At 69.2% G+C, this 18,428-nt stretch carries 12 protein-coding genes; 7 read left to right on the forward strand and 5 right to left on the reverse strand.

The features are described 5' to 3' along the window. The first annotated feature begins 166 nt into the window (after positions 1-166). From FHS42_RS25425 to FHS42_RS38720, 4 genes are read left to right on the forward strand one after another with little or no spacing between them, the layout of a single operon-like run. Positions 167-1,297 (forward strand): hypothetical protein, encoded by a 1,131-nt coding sequence (locus FHS42_RS25425; RefSeq protein WP_184575831.1) that lies wholly within the window; start codon positions 167-169, stop codon positions 1,295-1,297. A 13-nt stretch (positions 1,298-1,310) separates the two neighbouring features. Further along, positions 1,311-2,528, forward strand: coding sequence for a toxic anion resistance protein (locus FHS42_RS25430; RefSeq protein WP_184575833.1), 1,218 nt, complete (start codon positions 1,311-1,313; stop codon positions 2,526-2,528). After that, positions 2,525-4,474, forward strand: a complete 1,950-nt coding sequence (locus FHS42_RS25435; protein WP_184575835.1) for a vWA domain-containing protein — start codon at positions 2,525-2,527, stop codon at positions 4,472-4,474. Before FHS42_RS25430 ends, FHS42_RS25435 begins: the two co-directional genes overlap by 4 nt. Continuing rightward, positions 4,461-5,414: a hypothetical protein gene (locus FHS42_RS38720; RefSeq protein ID WP_312867032.1), complete on the forward strand. Its 954-nt coding sequence runs from the start codon at positions 4,461-4,463 to the stop codon at positions 5,412-5,414. Before FHS42_RS25435 ends, FHS42_RS38720 begins: the two co-directional genes overlap by 14 nt. 321 nt (positions 5,415-5,735) lie before the next feature. On the opposite strand, the gene FHS42_RS25445 is transcribed toward FHS42_RS38720, so the two are convergent. Continuing rightward, on the reverse strand, positions 5,736-7,583 hold the full coding sequence (locus FHS42_RS25445) for a phosphoenolpyruvate carboxykinase (GTP) (protein ID WP_312867033.1): 1,848 nt from the start codon (positions 7,581-7,583) through the stop codon (positions 5,736-5,738). Positions 7,584-7,844: 261 nt separating this feature from the next. Between FHS42_RS25445 and trhA the strand changes: the two genes are divergently transcribed. The 3 genes from trhA (at position 7,845) to FHS42_RS25460 (ending at position 11,628) form a co-directional block, all read left to right on the forward strand. Then, the gene (trhA, locus tag FHS42_RS25450) at positions 7,845-8,543 is read left to right on the forward strand and encodes a PAQR family membrane homeostasis protein TrhA (RefSeq protein ID WP_184575837.1); all 699 of its coding nucleotides are present in this window, start codon (positions 7,845-7,847) and stop codon (positions 8,541-8,543) included. Positions 8,544-8,962: 419 nt separating this feature from the next. Continuing rightward, on the forward strand, positions 8,963-10,930 hold the full coding sequence (locus FHS42_RS25455; RefSeq protein ID WP_312867034.1) for an MFS transporter: 1,968 nt from the start codon (positions 8,963-8,965) through the stop codon (positions 10,928-10,930). 5 nt (positions 10,931-10,935) lie between these two features. Beyond that, positions 10,936-11,628, forward strand: coding sequence for a TetR/AcrR family transcriptional regulator (locus tag FHS42_RS25460; RefSeq protein WP_184575838.1), 693 nt, complete (start codon positions 10,936-10,938; stop codon positions 11,626-11,628). Between the two features lie 241 nt (positions 11,629-11,869). Here FHS42_RS25460 and FHS42_RS25465 read toward each other — a convergent pair whose 3' ends face one another. From FHS42_RS25465 to FHS42_RS25480, 4 genes are all read right to left on the reverse strand, one after another. Further along, positions 11,870-12,349: a MerR family transcriptional regulator gene (locus FHS42_RS25465; RefSeq protein WP_184576029.1), complete on the reverse strand. Its 480-nt coding sequence runs from the start codon at positions 12,347-12,349 to the stop codon at positions 11,870-11,872. Positions 12,350-13,488: 1,139 nt separating this feature from the next. After that, the gene (locus tag FHS42_RS25470) at positions 13,489-14,535 is read right to left on the reverse strand and encodes an MDR family NADP-dependent oxidoreductase (RefSeq protein ID WP_184575840.1); all 1,047 of its coding nucleotides are present in this window, start codon (positions 14,533-14,535) and stop codon (positions 13,489-13,491) included. A gap of 414 nt (positions 14,536-14,949) precedes the next feature. Further along, positions 14,950-15,830 (reverse strand): IS5 family transposase gene (locus FHS42_RS25475; protein ID WP_184576031.1). Its coding sequence is split into 2 segments (ribosomal slippage): positions 14,950-15,467 and positions 15,467-15,830, totalling 882 coding nucleotides; the frame shifts between segments, so codons are not numbered across the junction. 53 nt (positions 15,831-15,883) lie between these two features. Then, the gene (locus FHS42_RS25480) at positions 15,884-18,034 is read right to left on the reverse strand and encodes a thioredoxin domain-containing protein (RefSeq protein WP_184575842.1); all 2,151 of its coding nucleotides are present in this window, start codon (positions 18,032-18,034) and stop codon (positions 15,884-15,886) included. Between the last annotated feature and the right edge of the window lie 394 nt (positions 18,035-18,428).

Raw genomic sequence — 18,428 nt, forward strand, 5'->3', positions numbered from 1 at the left:
GCCACTCCCGCGCAACTCCTGCGCACCGCTCAACGGTTGACGTACTGCGATCCCTCATTCACCCCCCATTCACCGGACAGCGCCCGGAATGTGGGTTTCCGGCGCGATGCTGCTCCCCTACATACGCACCGCCGCTCGGCGGCGGTGCACGGGGGGAGTGAGGCGTGTGAGACGCATCCTCGGCATCGTGCTGGCGTTCGTCCTCATCGGCGGCGTCATCACGGCAGTCGTCCTGGGCCGGGGCGACTCCGAGGCGAACGACACGACGACGGTACGCGGCGTCATCGGGTCGGAGAAGGCCGAATTCTTCGAGGACGAAAAGGTCCGCGACGCCCTCGCGGACAAGGGCTACATCGTGGAGACCGAGTCCGCCGGCTCCTGGGACATGGAAGGGCTCGACCTGGCGGGTGACGACTTCGCCTTCCCCGGCAGCTCAGCCCCCGCCGACGCGCTCCAGCGGGCGCACAAGACGACCGGCGCCCCGCTGCGCCCCTTCTACTCCCCGCTGGTGGTCCTCACCCGCCGCTCCGCCGCCGAAGCGCTCGCCGCGAACGGCCTCGCCACCCTCACCGGCACGGCCGGCAAGACCAGTGGAACCAGTGGAACCAGTGGAACCAGCCAACAGGGCAGCGGCACGCTACGGATGGAGCCGTTTCTCAAAGCCGCGGCCAAGGACACCACCTGGCAGGACCTCAAGGGCACCAAGGGGCACGCCGACCTGAGCGGCACGGTCTTCGTCACCAGTACGGACCCGCTCGCCTCCAACTCCGGCGCGCTCTACCTCGCCACCGCCTCCTACGTGGCGAACGGCAACCGGCTCGTCACCGACGACAAGGGCGTAGCGGCCAGCACCCCGCTGACCCGCAAGCTGACCGTCGTTCAGGGCAGGCAACAGACCAACAGCGACGCCCCGTTCCGCGACTTCGTCAGCGGTGTCGGCACTCCGCTGGTGCTCGCGTACGAATCTCAGATCGCCTCTCTCCTCGTACGCGGCGACACGGTCGAAGACCTCGTCGTCCTGTACCCGGACACCACCGTGTACAGCGATCACTCGTTGGTGCCGTTGACCGCGGAGGGGAAGAAGTTCGGGGAACTGCTGCGCACGGACCCGGAGTTGCGGAAGTTGGCCGTCCGGCACGGCTTCCGGCCCGCGGGCGACACCTCCGAGTTCGCCGCCGCAACCGCCGGGCACGGCGCGTATCTGCGCCAGAAGCTGACCGGGACGGTTCAACAGGCCCCGGTTCCCACGGTCGAGGTGATGCGTGACATCGCCCGCCGTTCCCGTGCCGAGAAGTGAGGGACGCACCATCATGCAGCCACTGTCACCGCCCGACCCGGGCGTCGAGTCGCCCCTGGTCCTCACGCCGCCCGAGCCGGTGGCGGCCGTGCCGAAGGAGTCAGCGGCCGGTCTGGTGCCGCTCGGTGCCGCGGTCTCGGCCGAGATGGCGGCCAGGGCCGCCGAGTACGTCGGCTCGATCGCCGATCTCGATGCCCGCTCCCCCGAGTTCACCCAGCGCATCAGTGAGATCACCGATCTCGGCTCCGGCGAGATCCGCGGCGCGGCCCAGCAGTCCAACCGGATGCTGGAGCGCACCGTACGCGCCATGTCCGACGGCAAGGGCGGCCCCGGCGGGCAGGGCGGCGACGTACAGAGCCGGGTCTCCTCCAGCCTGGTCGAGCTGCGGCGCACCGTCGAAGACCTCGATCCGCGCGACACTCCGGGCCGCGGCGCGCGGCGGCTGCTGGCCAAGCTGCCCGGCGGTAACAAGCTGCGCGACCACGTCGCCAAGTACGCCTCGGCGCAGGGCACCCTCAACAAGATCGTCGGGAGCCTGCGTTCGGGCCAGGACGAACTACGCAGGGACAACGCCTCGCTGCACACCGAGCGGGTCAGGCTCTGGGAGACGATGGGCAAGCTCCAGGAGTACGCGGTATTGACCGAGGCCCTGGACACGACCGTCACCCAGCGGGTCGCCGCGGCCGAGGCAACCGACCCGGAGCGGGCCGACGCGCTACGCGCCGACGTGCTCTTTCCCGTACGGCAAAAGCACCAGGACCTGCTGACTCAGCTCGCGGTGTGCGCCCAGGGCTATTTGGCGATGGATGTGGTGCGGCGCAACAACGACGAGCTGATCAAGGGCGTGGAGCGGGCCGCGACCACGACGGTGTCGGCGCTACGGATCGCCGTCATGCTCGCCGCCGCGCTGGAGAACCAGCGCAAGGTGGTCGAGCAGGTCAACGCGCTGCGCGGGACGACGGAGGAGTTGATCCGAGGCAACGCGGAGATGCTCGCCACGCAGAGCGGCGAGATTCAGCGGATCGCCGCCGATCCGGCGGTGGGCGCGGAGACGCTGCGTAACGCGTTCCAGCAGATCTACCGGACGCTGGACACCATCGACACGTACAAGGCCCGCGCGACCGAGTCGATGGCCGCCACCGTCGAGTCGCTGACCAGCGAACTCCAGCAGGCCAGCGCCTATATGGAGCGCTCCCGCAGCAAGCCCGAGTTGGGCGGGGACGCACGATGAGACGCAACCGAAGCATGCGGCACGGGCTGGGCACGCGGCTCACACGGCGCACGCTGGGTGCTCGGCGCGCGCCTTGGTCCGCCGGCACCACCGTCACCACACACGCCGGCGCGGGCACTGGCGCTCCGCGCGTCGATGGTCCCAAGGGCGCGCGGTCCGGTGACGAACGCCCCCGGGGCAGCCGGGTGTTCACCACGGTCACCGCCGTCACCGCCGCCGTACTGGCGCTCTCCCTCGTGGCGGGGTGCTCCAGCTCCGGTGCGGACGGGGACGACGGCGGAGGAGGCGGTGACGGTGGCGGGCGCCGAGCGCCGGGGACGCTGCGGGTGCTGGCCAGCAGCGAACTGTCCGACCTGTGGTACGTGCTCAAGGACGCCGAGAAGGCCACCGGCGTAAAGATCGAACCCACCTGGACCGGCACCCTGGACGGCGCGCAGATGGTGGCGTCGGGCAAGGCCGATGGGAAGTACGACGCCGTATGGCTGGCGTCCAACGACTATCTGCGGCTACTCATCGGAGACGGCAAGAAGATCAGGACGGAAACTCCGATCGTGTCGTCCCCGGTGTCCATCGGTGTGCGCTCCGCCGCCGTCAAGCGGCTCGGCTGGAATCCGCAGCAGGTCACCTGGTCGCAGGTGCACCAGGCGGTCACCGCCGGCAAGCTCACCTACGGCATGACCGACCCGGTCCGCTCCAACTCCGGCTACTCCGCGCTGATCGCCCTCACCTCGGCCCTGTCGAAAGCGCAGTCCGCACTGACGGACGCCGATGTCAAGGCCGCCTCTCCCAAGCTGCGGGAGTTCTTCACCGGGCAGCGGCTGACGTCCGGCTCATCGGGCTGGCTGGCGGAGGCGTTCGCCCGCAGGGCCACCCAGCAGCCACCGGTGGACGCGCTGATCAACTACGAGTCCGTACTGCTCTCACTCAAGCGCGGCAAGCTGCTCAGCCAGGACCCGAAGGACGGCGGGTCCACTGACAAGAGCCAGGGGGACACGGGCCAGGAGGACACGGGCCAAGAAGGGGGCGGGGCGCAGGGACAGGATGGCGCGGGCACTGCCGTGGACGGCATCCCGGACCTGACCATCATCCGGCCGACCGATGGCGTGGTCACCGCGGACTATCCGCTGAGCCTGCTGTCATCGGCGAACCGCGATGCCCGGGACTCCTTCGCCTCGCTCACCCGGCATCTGCGAACCCCGGGCGCCCAGCAGGCCCTGACCAAGGAGACCTTCCGGCGCCCCGTCGTCGCCTCCGTACCACCCGCGCCCGGCATCTCCCGCGAGCCGCGTCGCGAACTGCCCTTCCCCGGCACCCGCGCGGTCGCCGATCGGCTGCTCGACGCGTACGAGAACGAGCTGCGCCGCCCCTCGCGCACGGTGTACGTCCTCGACACCTCCGGCTCGATGGACGAGGCGCGGCTGGGGCGGTTGAAGGCGGCGCTGCGGCGGCTGACCGGCTCCGACGACTCCGCGACGGGCCAGCGGTTCCGCGACCGTGAGGAGGTGACGTTGATGCCGTTCGCCGACCAGGTCAAGGAGGTCAACACGCATACCGTCCCCGACGAGCACCCCGCGGACGCCCTGGACCGCATCCGCACGGACGTGGACGGGCTCGCCTCCGGCGGCGGGACCGCGATCTACAGCAGCCTCCAGGAGGCGTACCGGCATCTGGGACGGCGCGCGTCGAAGACCGGGGACGACCGGTTCACCTCGATCGTGCTGATGACGGACGGGGAGAACACCGCGGGTGCCAAGGCGGCCGACTTCAACGCCTTTTACGCCGGTCTGTCCTCGGAGCAGCGCACCATTCCCGTCTTCCCGATCCTCTTCGGCGACTCGGACCGCGCGGAGCTCGACCACATCGCCGACCTGACGGGCGGTCAGCTTTTCGACGCGGTGAAGGGTTCGCTGGACGGGGCGTTTGAGGAGATCCGTGGCTACCAGTAAGCGAGGCGACGGGAGCGGGGTGCTGCGGTACCTGGAATCCCGCAAGAACCTGACCGGCTGCGCGCTCGGACTGCTGGGGCTCGGCCTGTACGCGGTGGGCGTCGCGGGCGCGTACTGGCCCGTGGTCATCGTCGGCCTGTACGGGGCGGGGGCGCTACTCGCCCCGCCCGAACGCCCGCACTCGCCGGACTTCCCGGCGCCAGGCGAGCAGGTGGAGGCACTGCGCGCGGACCTGGTGACGCTGGACGACTACCTGGCCGGCGTACGGTCCCGGGACCGGCTGCCCGACGAGGCGGAACGGCTCCTGGACGAGTTGGCGGAGCTGCTGTCCGCGCTGCTCGACCCGGAACGGGGCGGCGCGGAAGCGCTCGCGGCGGACGGCGAGGCATTGCACCGGCTGACCCGGATTATCCGCCAGGACGCCCCGCAGAGCGTGGACGCGTACCTACGAACGCGCTGGTGGTCCCGGCTGACCCCGGGCGCATCGCCGCCCGACGACCATCTGCGGCGCCAGTTGGGGCTGCTGGTGGAGGAGGGGGCGCAGTTGGCTGCGGAACTGCGTGACGCGGAGGCATGGCGCCAGCAGGCCCTGACCCAGTATTACGAGGACCGCGCGACCCCGGATGGACGGGACGGCGTAGGCGAGCGGGGTGTGCCGGCGGGCGGCACGGGGGCTGTGTCGGGGGGCGCGGGGCCGCTTTTGGGGGGCGCGGGGCCGCTGTTGGATGGCGGGAGGCCGCTGTCGGGCGGGCCGGGGGCTCTGTCGGGAGGCGCGGGGCCGCTGCGGGGTGAGCCGGGGCACCTCTTGGAGGGGCCGGGTCGGCTTGCGCGGGACCCGAGGCGAGCTACGGAACGGCCGGGCGACCAGGCCGAAGGGCACGCCACGCGCCCGGGGCTCCCCGGTGCCGGGCTCGAACCGCCGGAGGGCGGGACGGCGTAGCGGGGTGACGGAGCGGGGTGACGGAGCGGGGTTGCGGAGCGGGGTGATGGCCGGGGGCTTGTTGCTGGGGCGGGGCTGCAAGTCCGTGGGGGGGGGCGGAGCTTCGAGGGTCTGTGGTGGGGCGGAGCTTCGAGGATCTGTGGTGGGGCAGAGCTTCCAGCGTCCGCGGCGGTGCGGGGCTTCTAGGGTCTGGGGGGCGCGGGACTTCGTGGTGGGGCGGGACTTCCAGCGTCCGCGGCGGTGCGGGGCTTCAAGAGTCCGTGACGGTGCGGGACTTCGTGGTGGGGCGCCCTCCTGCCCGTGAGGGCGCCCCTTCTCGCATCAGCCGAGCCGCTCCACCAGGGCTCGGTACTCGTCCCACAGCTCCTTCGGCGTGTGGTCCCCGAAGGTGTTCAGGTGCTCGGGCACCAGAGCCGCCTCCTGTCGCCAGACCTCCGGGTCAACGGTGAGCAGGAAGTCCAGCTCGGCATCGGTGAGGTCGAGCCCTTCCGTGTCCAGCGCCTCCTTCGTCGGCAGCACGCCGATGGGGCTCTCGACGCCCTCCGCCTTGCCGTCGAGCCGCTCCACGATCCACTTCAGGACCCGGCTGTTCTCGCCGAAGCCCGGCCACACGAACTGGCCCGCGTCGTTCTTGCGGAACCAGTTGACGTAGTAGATCTTCGGCAGCTTGGCCTGGTCGGCGTTTTTGCCGACCTTGATCCAGTGCCCCATGTAGTCGCCCATGTTGTAGCCGCAGAACGGCAGCATGGCGAACGGGTCGCGGCGCAGCTCGCCGACCTTGCCCTCGGCCGCAGCGGTCTTCTCGGAGGCAACGTTGGCGCCGAGGAAGACGCCGTGCTGCCAGGTGAAGGACTCGGTGACCAGGGGGACCGCGCTGGCGCGGCGACCGCCGAAGAGGATGGCCGAGATCGGCACGCCCTTGGGGTCCTCCCACTCGGGCGCGATGATCGGGCACTGCCCGGCCGGCACGGTGAACCGGGCGTTGGGGTGCGCGGCCGGGGACCCGGACTGGGGAGTCCAGTCGTTGCCCTTCCAGTCGGTGAGGTGCGCGGGCTTCTCCTCGGTCATGCCCTCCCACCACACGTCGCCGTCGTCGGTCAGCGCCACGTTGGTGAAGACCGAGTTGCCCCACAGGGTCTTCATGGCGTTGGCGTTGGTGTGCTCGCCGGTGCCCGGTGCGACGCCGAAGAACCCCGCCTCCGGGTTGATCGCGTACAGCCGACCATCCTCACCGAAGCGCATCCAGGCGATGTCGTCGCCGATGGTCTCTACGGTCCAGCCGGAGACGGTGGGCTCCAGCATGGCGAGGTTGGTCTTGCCGCAGGCGGAGGGGAACGCGGCGGCCACGTACTTCGCCTCGCCCTGCGGCGGGGTGAGCTTGAGGATGAGCATGTGCTCGGCGAGCCAGCCCTCGTCGCGTGCCATGACGGAGGCGATGCGCAGCGCGTAGCACTTCTTGCCGAGCAGCGCGTTGCCGCCGTAGCCGGAGCCGTACGACCAAATCTCGCGTGTCTCGGGGAAGTGCGAGATGTACTTCGTGGAGTTGCACGGCCACGGCACATCGGCCTGCCCCGGCTCCAGCGGCGCGCCCAGGGTGTGCACGGCCTTGACGAAGAACCCGTCCTCGCCGAGTTCGTCCAGCACTCGCTGGCCCATCCGCGTCATGGTGCGCATCGAGGCGGCGACGTACGCCGAGTCGGTGATCTCCACGCCGATGGCGGACAGCGGTGAGCCGACCGGGCCCATGCAGAACGGGACCACGTACATGGTGCGCCCGCGCATCGCGCCCCGGAAGATGCCCTGGTCCCCGGTGAAGAGGTCGCGCATCTCGTCCGGGTGCTTCCAGTGGTTCGTCGGCCCCGCGTCCTCCTCCTTCGCGGAGCAGATGAAGGTGCGGTCCTCGACACGGGCGACGTCGCTCGGGTCGGAAGCCGCGTAGTACGAGTTGGGGCGCTTGATCGGGTCGAGCCGTTTGAAGGTGCCCTTGGCGACGAGCTCTTCAGCCAGTCGCTCGTACTCCGCCTCCGAACCGTCGCACCACACGATCGCGGCGGGCTCGGTGAGGTCGGCGATCTCCTTGACCCAGGAGACCAATTCCTGATGGTTTGTGGGGGTGGTGTTCTGAGCCACGGGGCTGTTGGCCCCGGAGGATTCAGCGCTGCGCGCCACGATCGCTCCGTTCCGCCGAAACCCGACTGCTTCGGCGTAAAATTGAGGGTTTTAAGCGGACGCAGATGTGCACATCCGCATATCCGGTGATGGAGACAGCTACCCCTTGGGGGCTGCGACCCGAATGCTCAGCTCATCCGGTGCCGACCGCGCTCATTTGATCATCCGACCCGTTGGAGGATCTGTCCAGAGGGCGCCCCCGTGACCATCACCACTCGACATCGCGCCGTGACTTACGGTGGCGTAGGTAGCATTACGGGCATGACTGCCGCCGCGCCCGACTCTGTCGATACCGCCAGCGAGCGGAAGACGACGGTCCCGCCCCCTATGAAGCCGCGACTACGCGGCTGGCTGCACGCCGGAATGTTCCCCGCGGTGCTCGTTTCCGGTGTCATGCTGAGCGCCTTGGCCGACAGCAGCCGAGGCCGGATAGCGTGTGCGATCTACACGCTGACGGCCTGTCTGCTATTCGGGGTGAGCGCGCTCTACCACCGCGGCAACTGGGGCCCACGCGCCGAGGGCGTACTGCGCCGCCTCGACCATGCCAACATCTTCCTGATCATCGCCGGCACATACACCCCGCTGACCCTGCTGCTCATCGACGGCAGCCGACAGCAGTACCTGCTGTGGGGCATCTGGGCGGCGGCACTCGCCGGCATAGCGTTCCGGGTCTTTTGGGTCGGCGCCCCGCGCTGGCTCTACACCCCCTGCTACATCGCCATGGGCTGGGCCGCGGTCTTCTTCCTGCCCGACTTCCTGCGCGCCGGCGGCATCTCCGTCCTGGTCTGCGTCATCGTCGGCGGCCTCCTCTACAGCGCGGGCGGCGTGATTTACGGAATCAAGCGCCCCAACCCTTCTCCGCGCTGGTTCGGCTTCCACGAGGTCTTCCACTCCCTCACCCTCGCGGCCTTCATCGTGCACTACGTCGGCATCTCACTCGTCGCCTACCGGCACGGATAGCCGGCCCCCGCCCCTACCCCTCCGCCTGATCCCCGCCTTGCCCACCCTGCGCCAGGTCAACTACCAGCCCAGCTACCAGTCCAACGGCCGCGACCTTCTGGTCGCGGCCGTTTCGGCTTGTGCGGGGCGGTGCGATGCGGGGCGGTGCGGGGCGATGCAGTGCGGTGCGATGCGGGGCGGGGTGCTTGTGCGGAGGTGCGGTTTCGCGCGCGTTCCGTGCAAGTTGCGGAGGTCCGTGCGGCGGCGGAGCACCAGGTACGCACGACGACGCCCTCGTACGACCCCCGGCACAACCGCGTACGACCTGCGCACGTGACGCGCGTACGCGCCACTCCTCCGAAAGCCTCACCCAGTACAGATTGACAGCTACAACCCTTTGAGAGTTACTTTCATTTGACGCTAACTCTCGGAGGCTCGCTGTGACGGACCGACCCGATCCCCGCCGCTGGTGGGCCCTGGGCGCGCTGATCGCTTGCATGCTCGTCTTGGGCTTCGACATGACGATCCTCAACGTGGCGTTGCCGACCATGGCATCCGAACTCGGCGCCGACACGGGGGAACAGCAGTGGATCGCCGACGCCTACATCGTCGTGTTTGCGGCCACGATGCTCCCGGCGGGGCTGCTCGGCGACCGGTTCGGGCGTCGCAAGATGCTCATCACGGGGCTGGTCATCTTCCTGCTCGGTTCGCTCGTGGGCACCGTGGTGGACACCCCGAACTGGGTGATCTCCGCCCGGGTGGTGATGGGCGTTGGCGCCGCGCTGATCATGCCGTTGGCGATCTCGGTGGTGCCCTCGCTGTTCGGCCCCGACGAGCGCGCCAAGGCGGTCGGTGCCATATCCGCCGCGTCGGCGATCGGAATGCCGCTCGGCCCGATCATCGGTGGGTGGCTGCTGGACCACTTCTGGTGGGGCTCGGTCTTCCTCGTCAATGTGCCGCTGGCCGCGATCGGCATCATCTGCTGCGTCCTGTTCCTGCCCGAGACCCGCGACCCCGCCGCGCCGACCGTGGACATGGGGAGCACCCTGCTCACCGTCGTCGGCCTCGGGTCGCTGGTCTTCGGCATCATCGAGGGACCCGAGCGCGGCTGGAGCGACCCACTGGTCTTGCTCGCCCTCTTCGGGGCGGTAACCATGATCACAGGGCTGGTACTACGGGAACGGCGGCAGTCACGCCCCATGCTCGACCTTGAACTGCTGCGCCACCGCAACTTCCTGTGGAACGCCGTCGCCGCCACGCTGGTAACCCTCGTCCTGTCCGGGCTGCTGTTCATCCTGCCCCAGTACCTACAGGCCGTTCTCGGCCATGACGCGCTCGGTACCGGCGTACGCATGCTGCCGATGATGGCCGGCCTCATCTTCGCCGCCCGAGGCAGCGGTCCGCTCGTCGCACGGTTCGGCCCCCGCCCGGTCATCGCCGCCGGGCTAGCCACACTGGCCTGTGCCGCCTTCGTCGGCGCCACTACGGACACCCACGACGGCTACGGACACACCGCGCTCTGGTTAAGCATTGTCGGCTTCGGATTCGGCTTTGCGATCGTGCCCGCGATGGATGCCGCCCTCGGCACCCTCCCGCGCGACCGTGCGGGCAGCGGCTCCGGCCTACTGATGACGCTGCGCCAATTCGGCGGCGCAATCGGCGTAGCCCTGCTCGGTAGCCTGCTCGCCGACGCATACCGAGACCGGTTGCGTACGGACGGCCTGCCGCACGCAGCCGCCGACAAGGCTGGTGACTCGGTCGTCGCCGCCCATCAAGTCGCCGATGCGATGAAAGACCCGCAACTCGCGGAGTCAGCGAACTCGGCGTACGTCCACGGCATGAACCTCGTCCTCACGGTCTGCGGCGCCACGGCCCTGGCCGCCGCCGTCCTGATCGCCTTCTTCCTGCCCGACCACCGCGTCCCTCGCCCGGCACCCGAAGGAGCCCCGCACCCGAAGGACGCGGAATCGGATGATCCCGAGACCAGCGGCATCAACCACCCGAAGACGAGCACCCCCCGGCCACCAGCCACACCCATATCGAGGCCCAACGCGTCGGAAGCGACAGCAGAAGCGACCGTAACGGCAAGCACCCTCGCGACGGCAAGCACGACCGGCCCGGCGGGTTCAGCGGGCACGACCGGCTCCCCGGCGGGCACGAACCGCGCAGCTGGCTCAGCCGGCATGACCGGCACGGGAAGCACAGCCGACACGGCGGGCACGGCAGGCTCAGCCAACACGGCGGGCACGACAGGCGCGGCAGGCACGGGAGGCTCAGCCGGCGCGAACAGCACGGCCGACGAAGCAACCGTTGACCACCGCGACGACGGAACATCGCCGGTCGCGGCCGACGCCTCTTCGGCCACGACCTCAGCCTCGGCCGGTGCCCCGGACGATGGCCGACAATAGACGTCATGGCCTCAGCACGTACCACTTCCGCAACCGAGCACGGGGCAGTGCCCTTGCTCAGCGCCGAGCGCGAGCGCAAACTCGGGCTCCGCGAGCGGAAGAAGATCCAGACCCGACAGGCAATTCGGCACGCCGCGTACCGGCTCTTCGCCGAGCAGGGGTACGACGCGACCCCCATCGACCAGATCGCCGAGATGGCCGAGGTCTCCCCAAGCACCGTCTTCCGCTATTTCCCCGCCAAGGAAGACATCGTCCTCACCGACGAGTACGACCCGGTCATCGAGGAGGTGCTACGCGATCGCCCAGCGGACGAACACCCGGTGGAGTCCATCCGGCAGGCCCTGGTCGCCTCGCTGCACGACCTCGCACGTTCGGAGGGGGACGACATCGCGCTCCGTACGAAGCTGCTCCGAGACGTGCCCGCGATCCGTGGCCGCATGGCCGAGGCACAGGAAGAGTCGAGCCGAATCGTCCGCTCCGTCCTGGCCGAACGCACCGGCAAGCCCGACGACGACCTGGAACTTCGAGTTATCGCCTCCTCCATCCTCAATGCCCTCCACGAAACGATCATGTACTGGGTAGACACGGGGCAGAACGACGACCTGGAACAACTCATGCACACCACCCTGGACATCCTGATCCGCGGTCTGACCCTCAGCGCACTCAGTGACACCGCGCTGAAGCCTCACCAGCAGTAGCCGGCCGATACGCGGCGCGGTCGCCCGAACCGGCACGCCCCGACCGGCCCGCCCGACCACGCCGCCGATCACACACCGTCCACGCCCCGACCGCTCGCGCCCCCAGTACCGCGACCGACAGCGAGCACAGGCCCGTCCGCCCTCGCTTCAATTCGCCCCGCCCGACAGCGAGAACGCGCCCGTGCCACCCACCTACGCCTGTACGTCTCTCACCACCGCCCCCTCATCGACCGCCGCCCCCTCACCCTCCGACTCGACGCCCAGCACCGCGCACCGCCGCAGTGCGCATCACCGTCCTTGCCGCGCGATCGGGCCCTCGCCCCAGCGAAGCCCGCAGACCACGCAGTGGCTCCCCCACCCGCTCCGCGAGTCGGTCCCGCAGCTCCGACAGTCGCACGATGCGCTCATCGAGCTCCGCGAGCCGTCGCCGTATGACCGTCTCGGCCGCCGCACACAACGCCGGACCGCCGACTCCCGGGTGCTCCGGCAGCGTCTCGCCCACCGACGCGGTATCCAGCAGATGTGCAAAGCTCCGCACGTCACCGATGGTTAGCCCCGCATCGAGCAGCTCGCGCACCGCTCGCAGCCGCCGCACCTCACGCGGCCCGTACTCCCGGTAGCCTGACGGCGTCCGGGCTGCCGAGATCAGCCCCTGTTGTTCGTAGTAACGCAGCGCCCGTGGCGTCAGCCCCGCTGCCGCCGCCGCGTCGCCGATGCGCATGATGTCCTCCCCCATTCCCCCCACTGCTCAACACATCTCACCTCGCGCCTCATCCCGTGTCACTCCCCCGATCCTCCACGTCGCACCTCCACCCCTCAACAGTCGGCCTGTCGTCCTCGATCACATCGCTTACGCTCACCGACCAGCCGCCCGACCGACCCGGTTCACGACCGACCTCGGGGCGCAGCCGGTCCAGGGCGTAACCGACCAACATCGGGTGCCAACCAGAAGTGGGCCGCGTCCCGGTGCAGTTGGCCCCGCCCCGGGCGCAACCGACCTTGGGGGACGGCCGGCCCGGGGCGCGGTTGGCCCAGGGCGCGGGTAGTCCAAGGCGCAGCCGGTACAGGGCGCAGCCAGTACAGGACACAGCCGCCCCAGGGCGCAGGTGGCTCGGGGAGGTGGTTGGCCCAGGGAGGCGGCCGGCGCCGCGTTACGGCTGGCCCGGACTGCGGCCGATCCCGGGGTGCAGCGGGATCGCAGCAGCTCCCTGTGTCTCGGCGCAGACCGGATTACGGTCGGACCCGAGTTACGGCCGATTCAGGGTTACGGCCGGCCCGAGGCACAGCCGGCCCCCCGAATAACGGTCGGCCCGGGATACAGCCGATTCCAGGGCGTGGCCGGGAACGTGTCGCGCCTGGCCTCCAGGTACAGCCCGGGTTACGACTAGTCCAAGGCGGTGGGCAGGTCCCTCGTCACAGCCGGCCCCCAACCGTGCGGCCCTCCCCTGCAACCCCAACGCCCGCTCCCGGGTTCGCCAGTTGCGTAACCCGAATTCTCGTACTGCCAGTTCCACCTCCGTCCCGTGGGGCCTCCTTCCTCCGTTCATGAGGCCCGCCCCCGTTAGGCCCATGCCGCAGAGACCCGTCCATGGGGGCCGTTAAGGGGGGCCGCTATTGAGGCCGGCCTGTCGGGGCGCAGCCCGTGGGAGCCTGTCCCCTGGGCTTCCAACTCATGGGCCCTCTTTCGCGATGGGCCCCCGCGCCGTGGTGGGCCCCGCGCTGTGGTGGGTCCCGCTCCGTGGTGAGTCCTGCCCCCGTGGCGCACGGCTCCATTGCCAGCCTGGTCCCATGGCCCCCTGTCTCAGGTGAGACGCCACCCCCACCCGGACGTAACGCCGGGCCCCCATCCTGCTCTGACAGTCACAACTCCACGATGACGGCCCCGATGTGTTGGCCCTCGATCAGTTCCACCAGAGCGCCCGGCGCCCGCTCCAGACCGGTGAATCGCACATGCGGGAAGGTGAGCTTGCCCTCGGCCATTGCCCTGCCTATCTGGCGCGTCCACTCCGGCACCTTGGCTATGTGGTCAAGGAGTGTGATGCCGCGCAACTCAATGCTGCGGGCCAGCAGTTGCAAGGTGTCGATCTCCACAAAGGCCTTCGTGCCGTCCCCATCGAGCTGACCGGACAGCGCCCCAACAATGGCGAATCTGGCCTTGCGGTTGGCCACCGCCAGGGCGGCCTGCAACTGTTCGCCGCCCACGTTGTCGAAGACGACGTCGAGCCCGTCCGGGGCCAATTCCCGCAACTGGTCTTCAATGGGGCCCGCACCCCTGATCACGGCAGCGTCGTAACCAAGTTCCCCGATGAGGTAGTCGGCCTTGCGCTGGGAACTGGTGCTGCCGATCACCCGTCCCGCCCCGTGCAGCCGAGCGATCTGCCCAGCCATGGAGCCGACGCCTCCCGCCGCGCCGCTGACGAACACGGTGTCGCCCTGCCGCACCTCGCCCGCACACGTCACCCCCGCCCAGGCAGTAAGGGCCTGTGAGAGGTGAGCCACAGGGTCCGGCAACGCTTGCAGGTCGAGTAGCTTGGCCGAGTCGGCGTCCACGACCGCGTACTCCCGCCAGGAGGCGTAGTGCTCCACCAGGTCACCAACGCCTATGCCGCCTCCGGAAACGTCCGGAGCGGCGATGACCTCGCCAATCACGGGACCCCACAGCGGCTGCTTCAGCTCGTAAGCGGGCATGGGGAGGTCCGCACCGCTCATCAGTGTGCGCATGACGGCGACGATGGCCATATAGCGATTGCGCACGAGGAGTTGGCCTGGGCCTGGCGCCGGTACTGGCACTTCAAGGACCGTGAAGTGATCCTCACTCAGCGCCGACGTGGGGCGTGTGGTGAGGTGCACCTCGCGGTGCGAGCTGGGAGGGGCGGCGGAGATACCCGCGGCGGCGTCGGCAGACATGGTGCTCCTTGGCACATCGGGCCACGCGCCGAGCAACTCCGCACGTGGCCTGTGAACAACACTCTGCAACGTTAGAGCTTGACGCCCACGTCAGGGTCAAGCCCTGTCCTCATTTGATGACTTGGCCGTCTCGTCTCTCCTCTCCCCCTTGTCCCCTATCCCCCTTATCCCCTTAACCCTTGGTGATCTGTTGCGCTCGCTGTGGGTGGTCAGACGGTGGGTAGCCAGGCGGTAGGTGGTCAGACGGTGACAGGTGGTCAGACGGTAAGTGGTCAGACGGTAGGTGGTCAGACGGTAGGTGGTCAGACAGTGGGCCGGCCGCGCACGTCAGGCCTGTTGCGCTGGCCGCGGGCGCTCAGACCTGCGCCGGCTGCTCATATCAAGCAGCCGACCCACTAGGGCCTGTCCGGCGGATCATGGTCGTAGCCAGAGTCGGATTGTTGCGACGGTGACGGTGCCGTGGAAGATGTAGGCCCAGTTGTCGTATCTCGTGGCGATGGCACGGGAGTTTTTGAGGGCATTGATCGTTCGCTCGACTTCGTTGCGGCGCTTGTAGACCGTCGTGTCGAAGCCGGTGGGCCGGCCGCCTTGGCTGCCGCGGCGCTTGCGGTTGGCCCGCTGGTCCCTCGGCTCGGGGATGGTGTGCTTGATCTGGCGTCTTCGCAGGTAGCGGCGATTTCGGCGCGATGAGTACGCCTTGTCGCCGCCTAGGTGATCGGGCCGAGTGCGAGAACGCCCGCCGTCCCGGCGGGCGACCCGGACACGTTCCATAACGGGGATGAGCTGCGGGGCGTCGCCCCACTGACCCGGTGTGAGCAAGAACGCGAGCGGACGACGGCCTCCCTCGCCGGCTAGGTGGATTTTGCAGGTCAGTCCGCCCCGGGAGCGTCCGAGTCCCTCGTCGGGGCGGTGCTCCTGGGGCGTGCGTCTTTTCCCGGCACTCGCGGCGGCTTCTTGCGTGCTCCGGCGGCGTGCTGGTGGGCTCGGCACGAGGTCGAGTCCACGCTCACCATCGACCAGTCGATGCGGCCGTCGGCGTCCGCGTCGGCAAGCACGGCCGCCAGAATTTTGTCCCAGGTGCCGTCCGCCGACCAGCGTCTGTGCCGCTCGTAGACGGTCTTCCACGGACCGAAACGCGCAGGCAGGTCACGCCATGGCACCCCCGTCCGTTCCCGGAACACAATTCCGTTGATCACCCTGCGGTGGCTCACCCAACGCCCGCCTCGCTGCCCTGTCTTGGGCAGATGCGGTTTCAGTCGTGCCCACTCATCAGCCGTTAGATCTCCCCGCCCCATGCTCATGCCAACGAGCCGAAGCCGCGACAGTCACAAGATCCGCCGGACAGGCCCTAGTCCTCCCGTTCCGCCTTCGCTTCCCCTTCCGCGCCGCGCAGCGCAGCAGCGAGGGCCTCCGGGTCGGTTGTCGGGGCGTCGCAGGTGAAGTTCCGGCACACGTACGCCGCCGGGCGGCCAGCAACAAGTGGTCGGTCTGCCAACAGCGGCACCTCGTCCCCGCCCGGCTCGCCGACCGCGACCACCGCGCCCGGTGCGGTCGCCAGCAGTGCGGTCCTGTGCAACTGGTGGGTTGCCGGGTCGTCATGCGGGCCGACGATCGCCACCTCGCGCGGCCCGTCAAGGAGGGCTTCCCCGGCGGCGAGGCCCCAGCCGATGAACCGGGGCGCTTTGGGCGCAAGCGCCGTCACCACGCCGAGCGCGCGCTCCGCGGCTTCCCGATGCACACCGTTGCCGGTCGCAGCGGAGTAACTCAGGAGTGCGCCCGCTGCCGCCGTCCAACCAGAGGGAACGGCGTTGTCGGTCGGGTCCTGCGGGCGCCGGATGAGCGTCTCGGCGTCGTCGGCAGTGTCGAACAGCGTTCCATCATCGGCGGCGAAGTGGTGCAGCACCGTGTCGAGCAACAGCCCGGCGAACTCCACCCACACGCCCTCGCCGGTCACCGATGCCAGGCTGAGGAAGCCCTCGGCCACGTCCGCGTAGTCCTCAAGCACGCCTGCGCTCTCGCCGGGGATGCCATCGCGCGAGGTGCGGACCAGTCGGCCGTGGTAGTCCATATGCACTCGTACCAACAGGTCGGCCGCCGCGACCGCCGCCTCTGTGAGATCCGGTCGTTCGAAGTAGGCGCCTGTCTCGGCGAGTGCGGCGATCGCCAGGCCGTTCCAAGCGGCGACGATCTTGTCGTCACGCTCGGGGCGGGGCCGCTCCTCGCGTGCGGTCAGCAACCGCCTCCGTACGGAGTCGAGGGCCTGCGCGTCCAGCAGGGGCTGCCCGTCAGGGAGCCGCAGCACGGACGCGCCCTCTTCGAAGGTCCCCTCGTCGGTCACCCCGAAGTATCCGGCGGCCAACTCCGCGTCCGCGTCACCGAGTACCTGGCTCAACTGCTGTGGTGTCCACACATAGAAGGCGCCCTCGGCGTGCCGTCTGCCGCCTGTCCCACCGTGCCCGGCGCTTGCCCCATGAGCGTCCTCACCGTGCTGCTTGCCGTCCGCGGCGCGCGCCGGGGACTGGTCCGCCGGTTCGTGAACGGGGCTGTCGGCGTCGAGCGCTGAGGCGAAACCGCCGTGCTCTGTGCGCAGTTCCCGAAGGAGGAAGTCCGCGGTCTCCAGGGCGATCCGGCGAGCGAGATCGGAGCCGGTGGCCCGCCACAGGTGGGCGTAGACGCGGCACAGCAACGCGTTGTCGTACAGCATTTTCTCGAAGTGCGGCACGATCCACTCGGCGTCCACGGCGTACCGCGCGAAGCCGCCACCGAGTTGGTCGTAGATTCCGCCGCGAGCCATCGCCTCGCAGGTGGCCTGCACCATTTGTAGTGCAGCTGCCGAGCCGGTACGCGCATGGTGCCTGAGCAGGAACTCCAGGGTCATGGACGGCGGGAACTTGGGGGCGCCGCCGAAGCCGCCGCGCACCGCGTCGAAGTCGCGGGTGAGCCCCATCAGCGCGGCGTGCAGTTCTTGTGCGCCGGGCGGTCGGGGCGCATCGTAGGCGAGGGAGCGCCCGGATAGCTCCCGAACGATCCGACCGGCGACCTCACCGACCTCGTCGCGGCGATCCACCCAGGCACTGGTTACGCCTTCGAGCACCTGCTGGAAGCTGGGCATCCCATGCCGCGGCTGAGGCGGGAAATAGGTGCCGAAATAGAATGGCTCCGCCTCCGGAGTGAGAAACACCGTCATCGGCCAGCCGCCGTGGCCGGTGGCGGCCTGCACCGCCTCCATATATACGGCGTCAATATCGGGCCGCTCTTCGCGGTCCACTTTGACCGAGACGAAATGCTCGTTGAGATAGGCGGCGACCGTCTCGTCGGAAAAGGATTCGTGCGCCATGACATGGCACCAGTGGCAACTGGAATAGCCGACGCTGAGCAGTACGGGCACCTCACGGCGGCGGGCCTCGTCGAAGGCGGCATCGGCCCAAGGCCACCAGTCGACGGGATTGCCGGCGTGCTGGAGGAGATAAGGCGACCGGGAGTTGGCCAGTCGGTTCATGTCGGCATCGTCGCACGATCGGGACCGTCCAGCCCAGCTTGCGAGGCCGACACCAGGAGTACGAAGTCCGCATATCACGTGATCAGGGGCCTGTGGACCCCACACCGACCGACGGGAGAAGGGCCCAAGCGGCTTCGGCTTTCGAGACAGGCTCGAGCGATCTGGGCCTCCGAGGCAAGCCAATCGACCCCGCCTCACCTGGTGAGCCTGCCCCCCTACGGCCAGACCTGGCCTCCTCGTCACGGGCCCTCTGACGAGTACGGGCCACGGGACCTCGCAGAGGGCGGTCCTCCGGGGCCAGGTGCCGTCGCCGACGACGCGGGTCCACACGTCCGGATAGACGGCGAGATCAGATGACGAAACCCAACTATTCCGCTGCCCTCGCTGGCCCGCG

The sequence above is a fragment of the Streptomyces zagrosensis genome (assembly GCF_014203645.1).
In the GTDB taxonomy this organism is placed as follows: Bacteria; Actinomycetota; Actinomycetes; order Streptomycetales; family Streptomycetaceae; genus Streptomyces; species Streptomyces zagrosensis.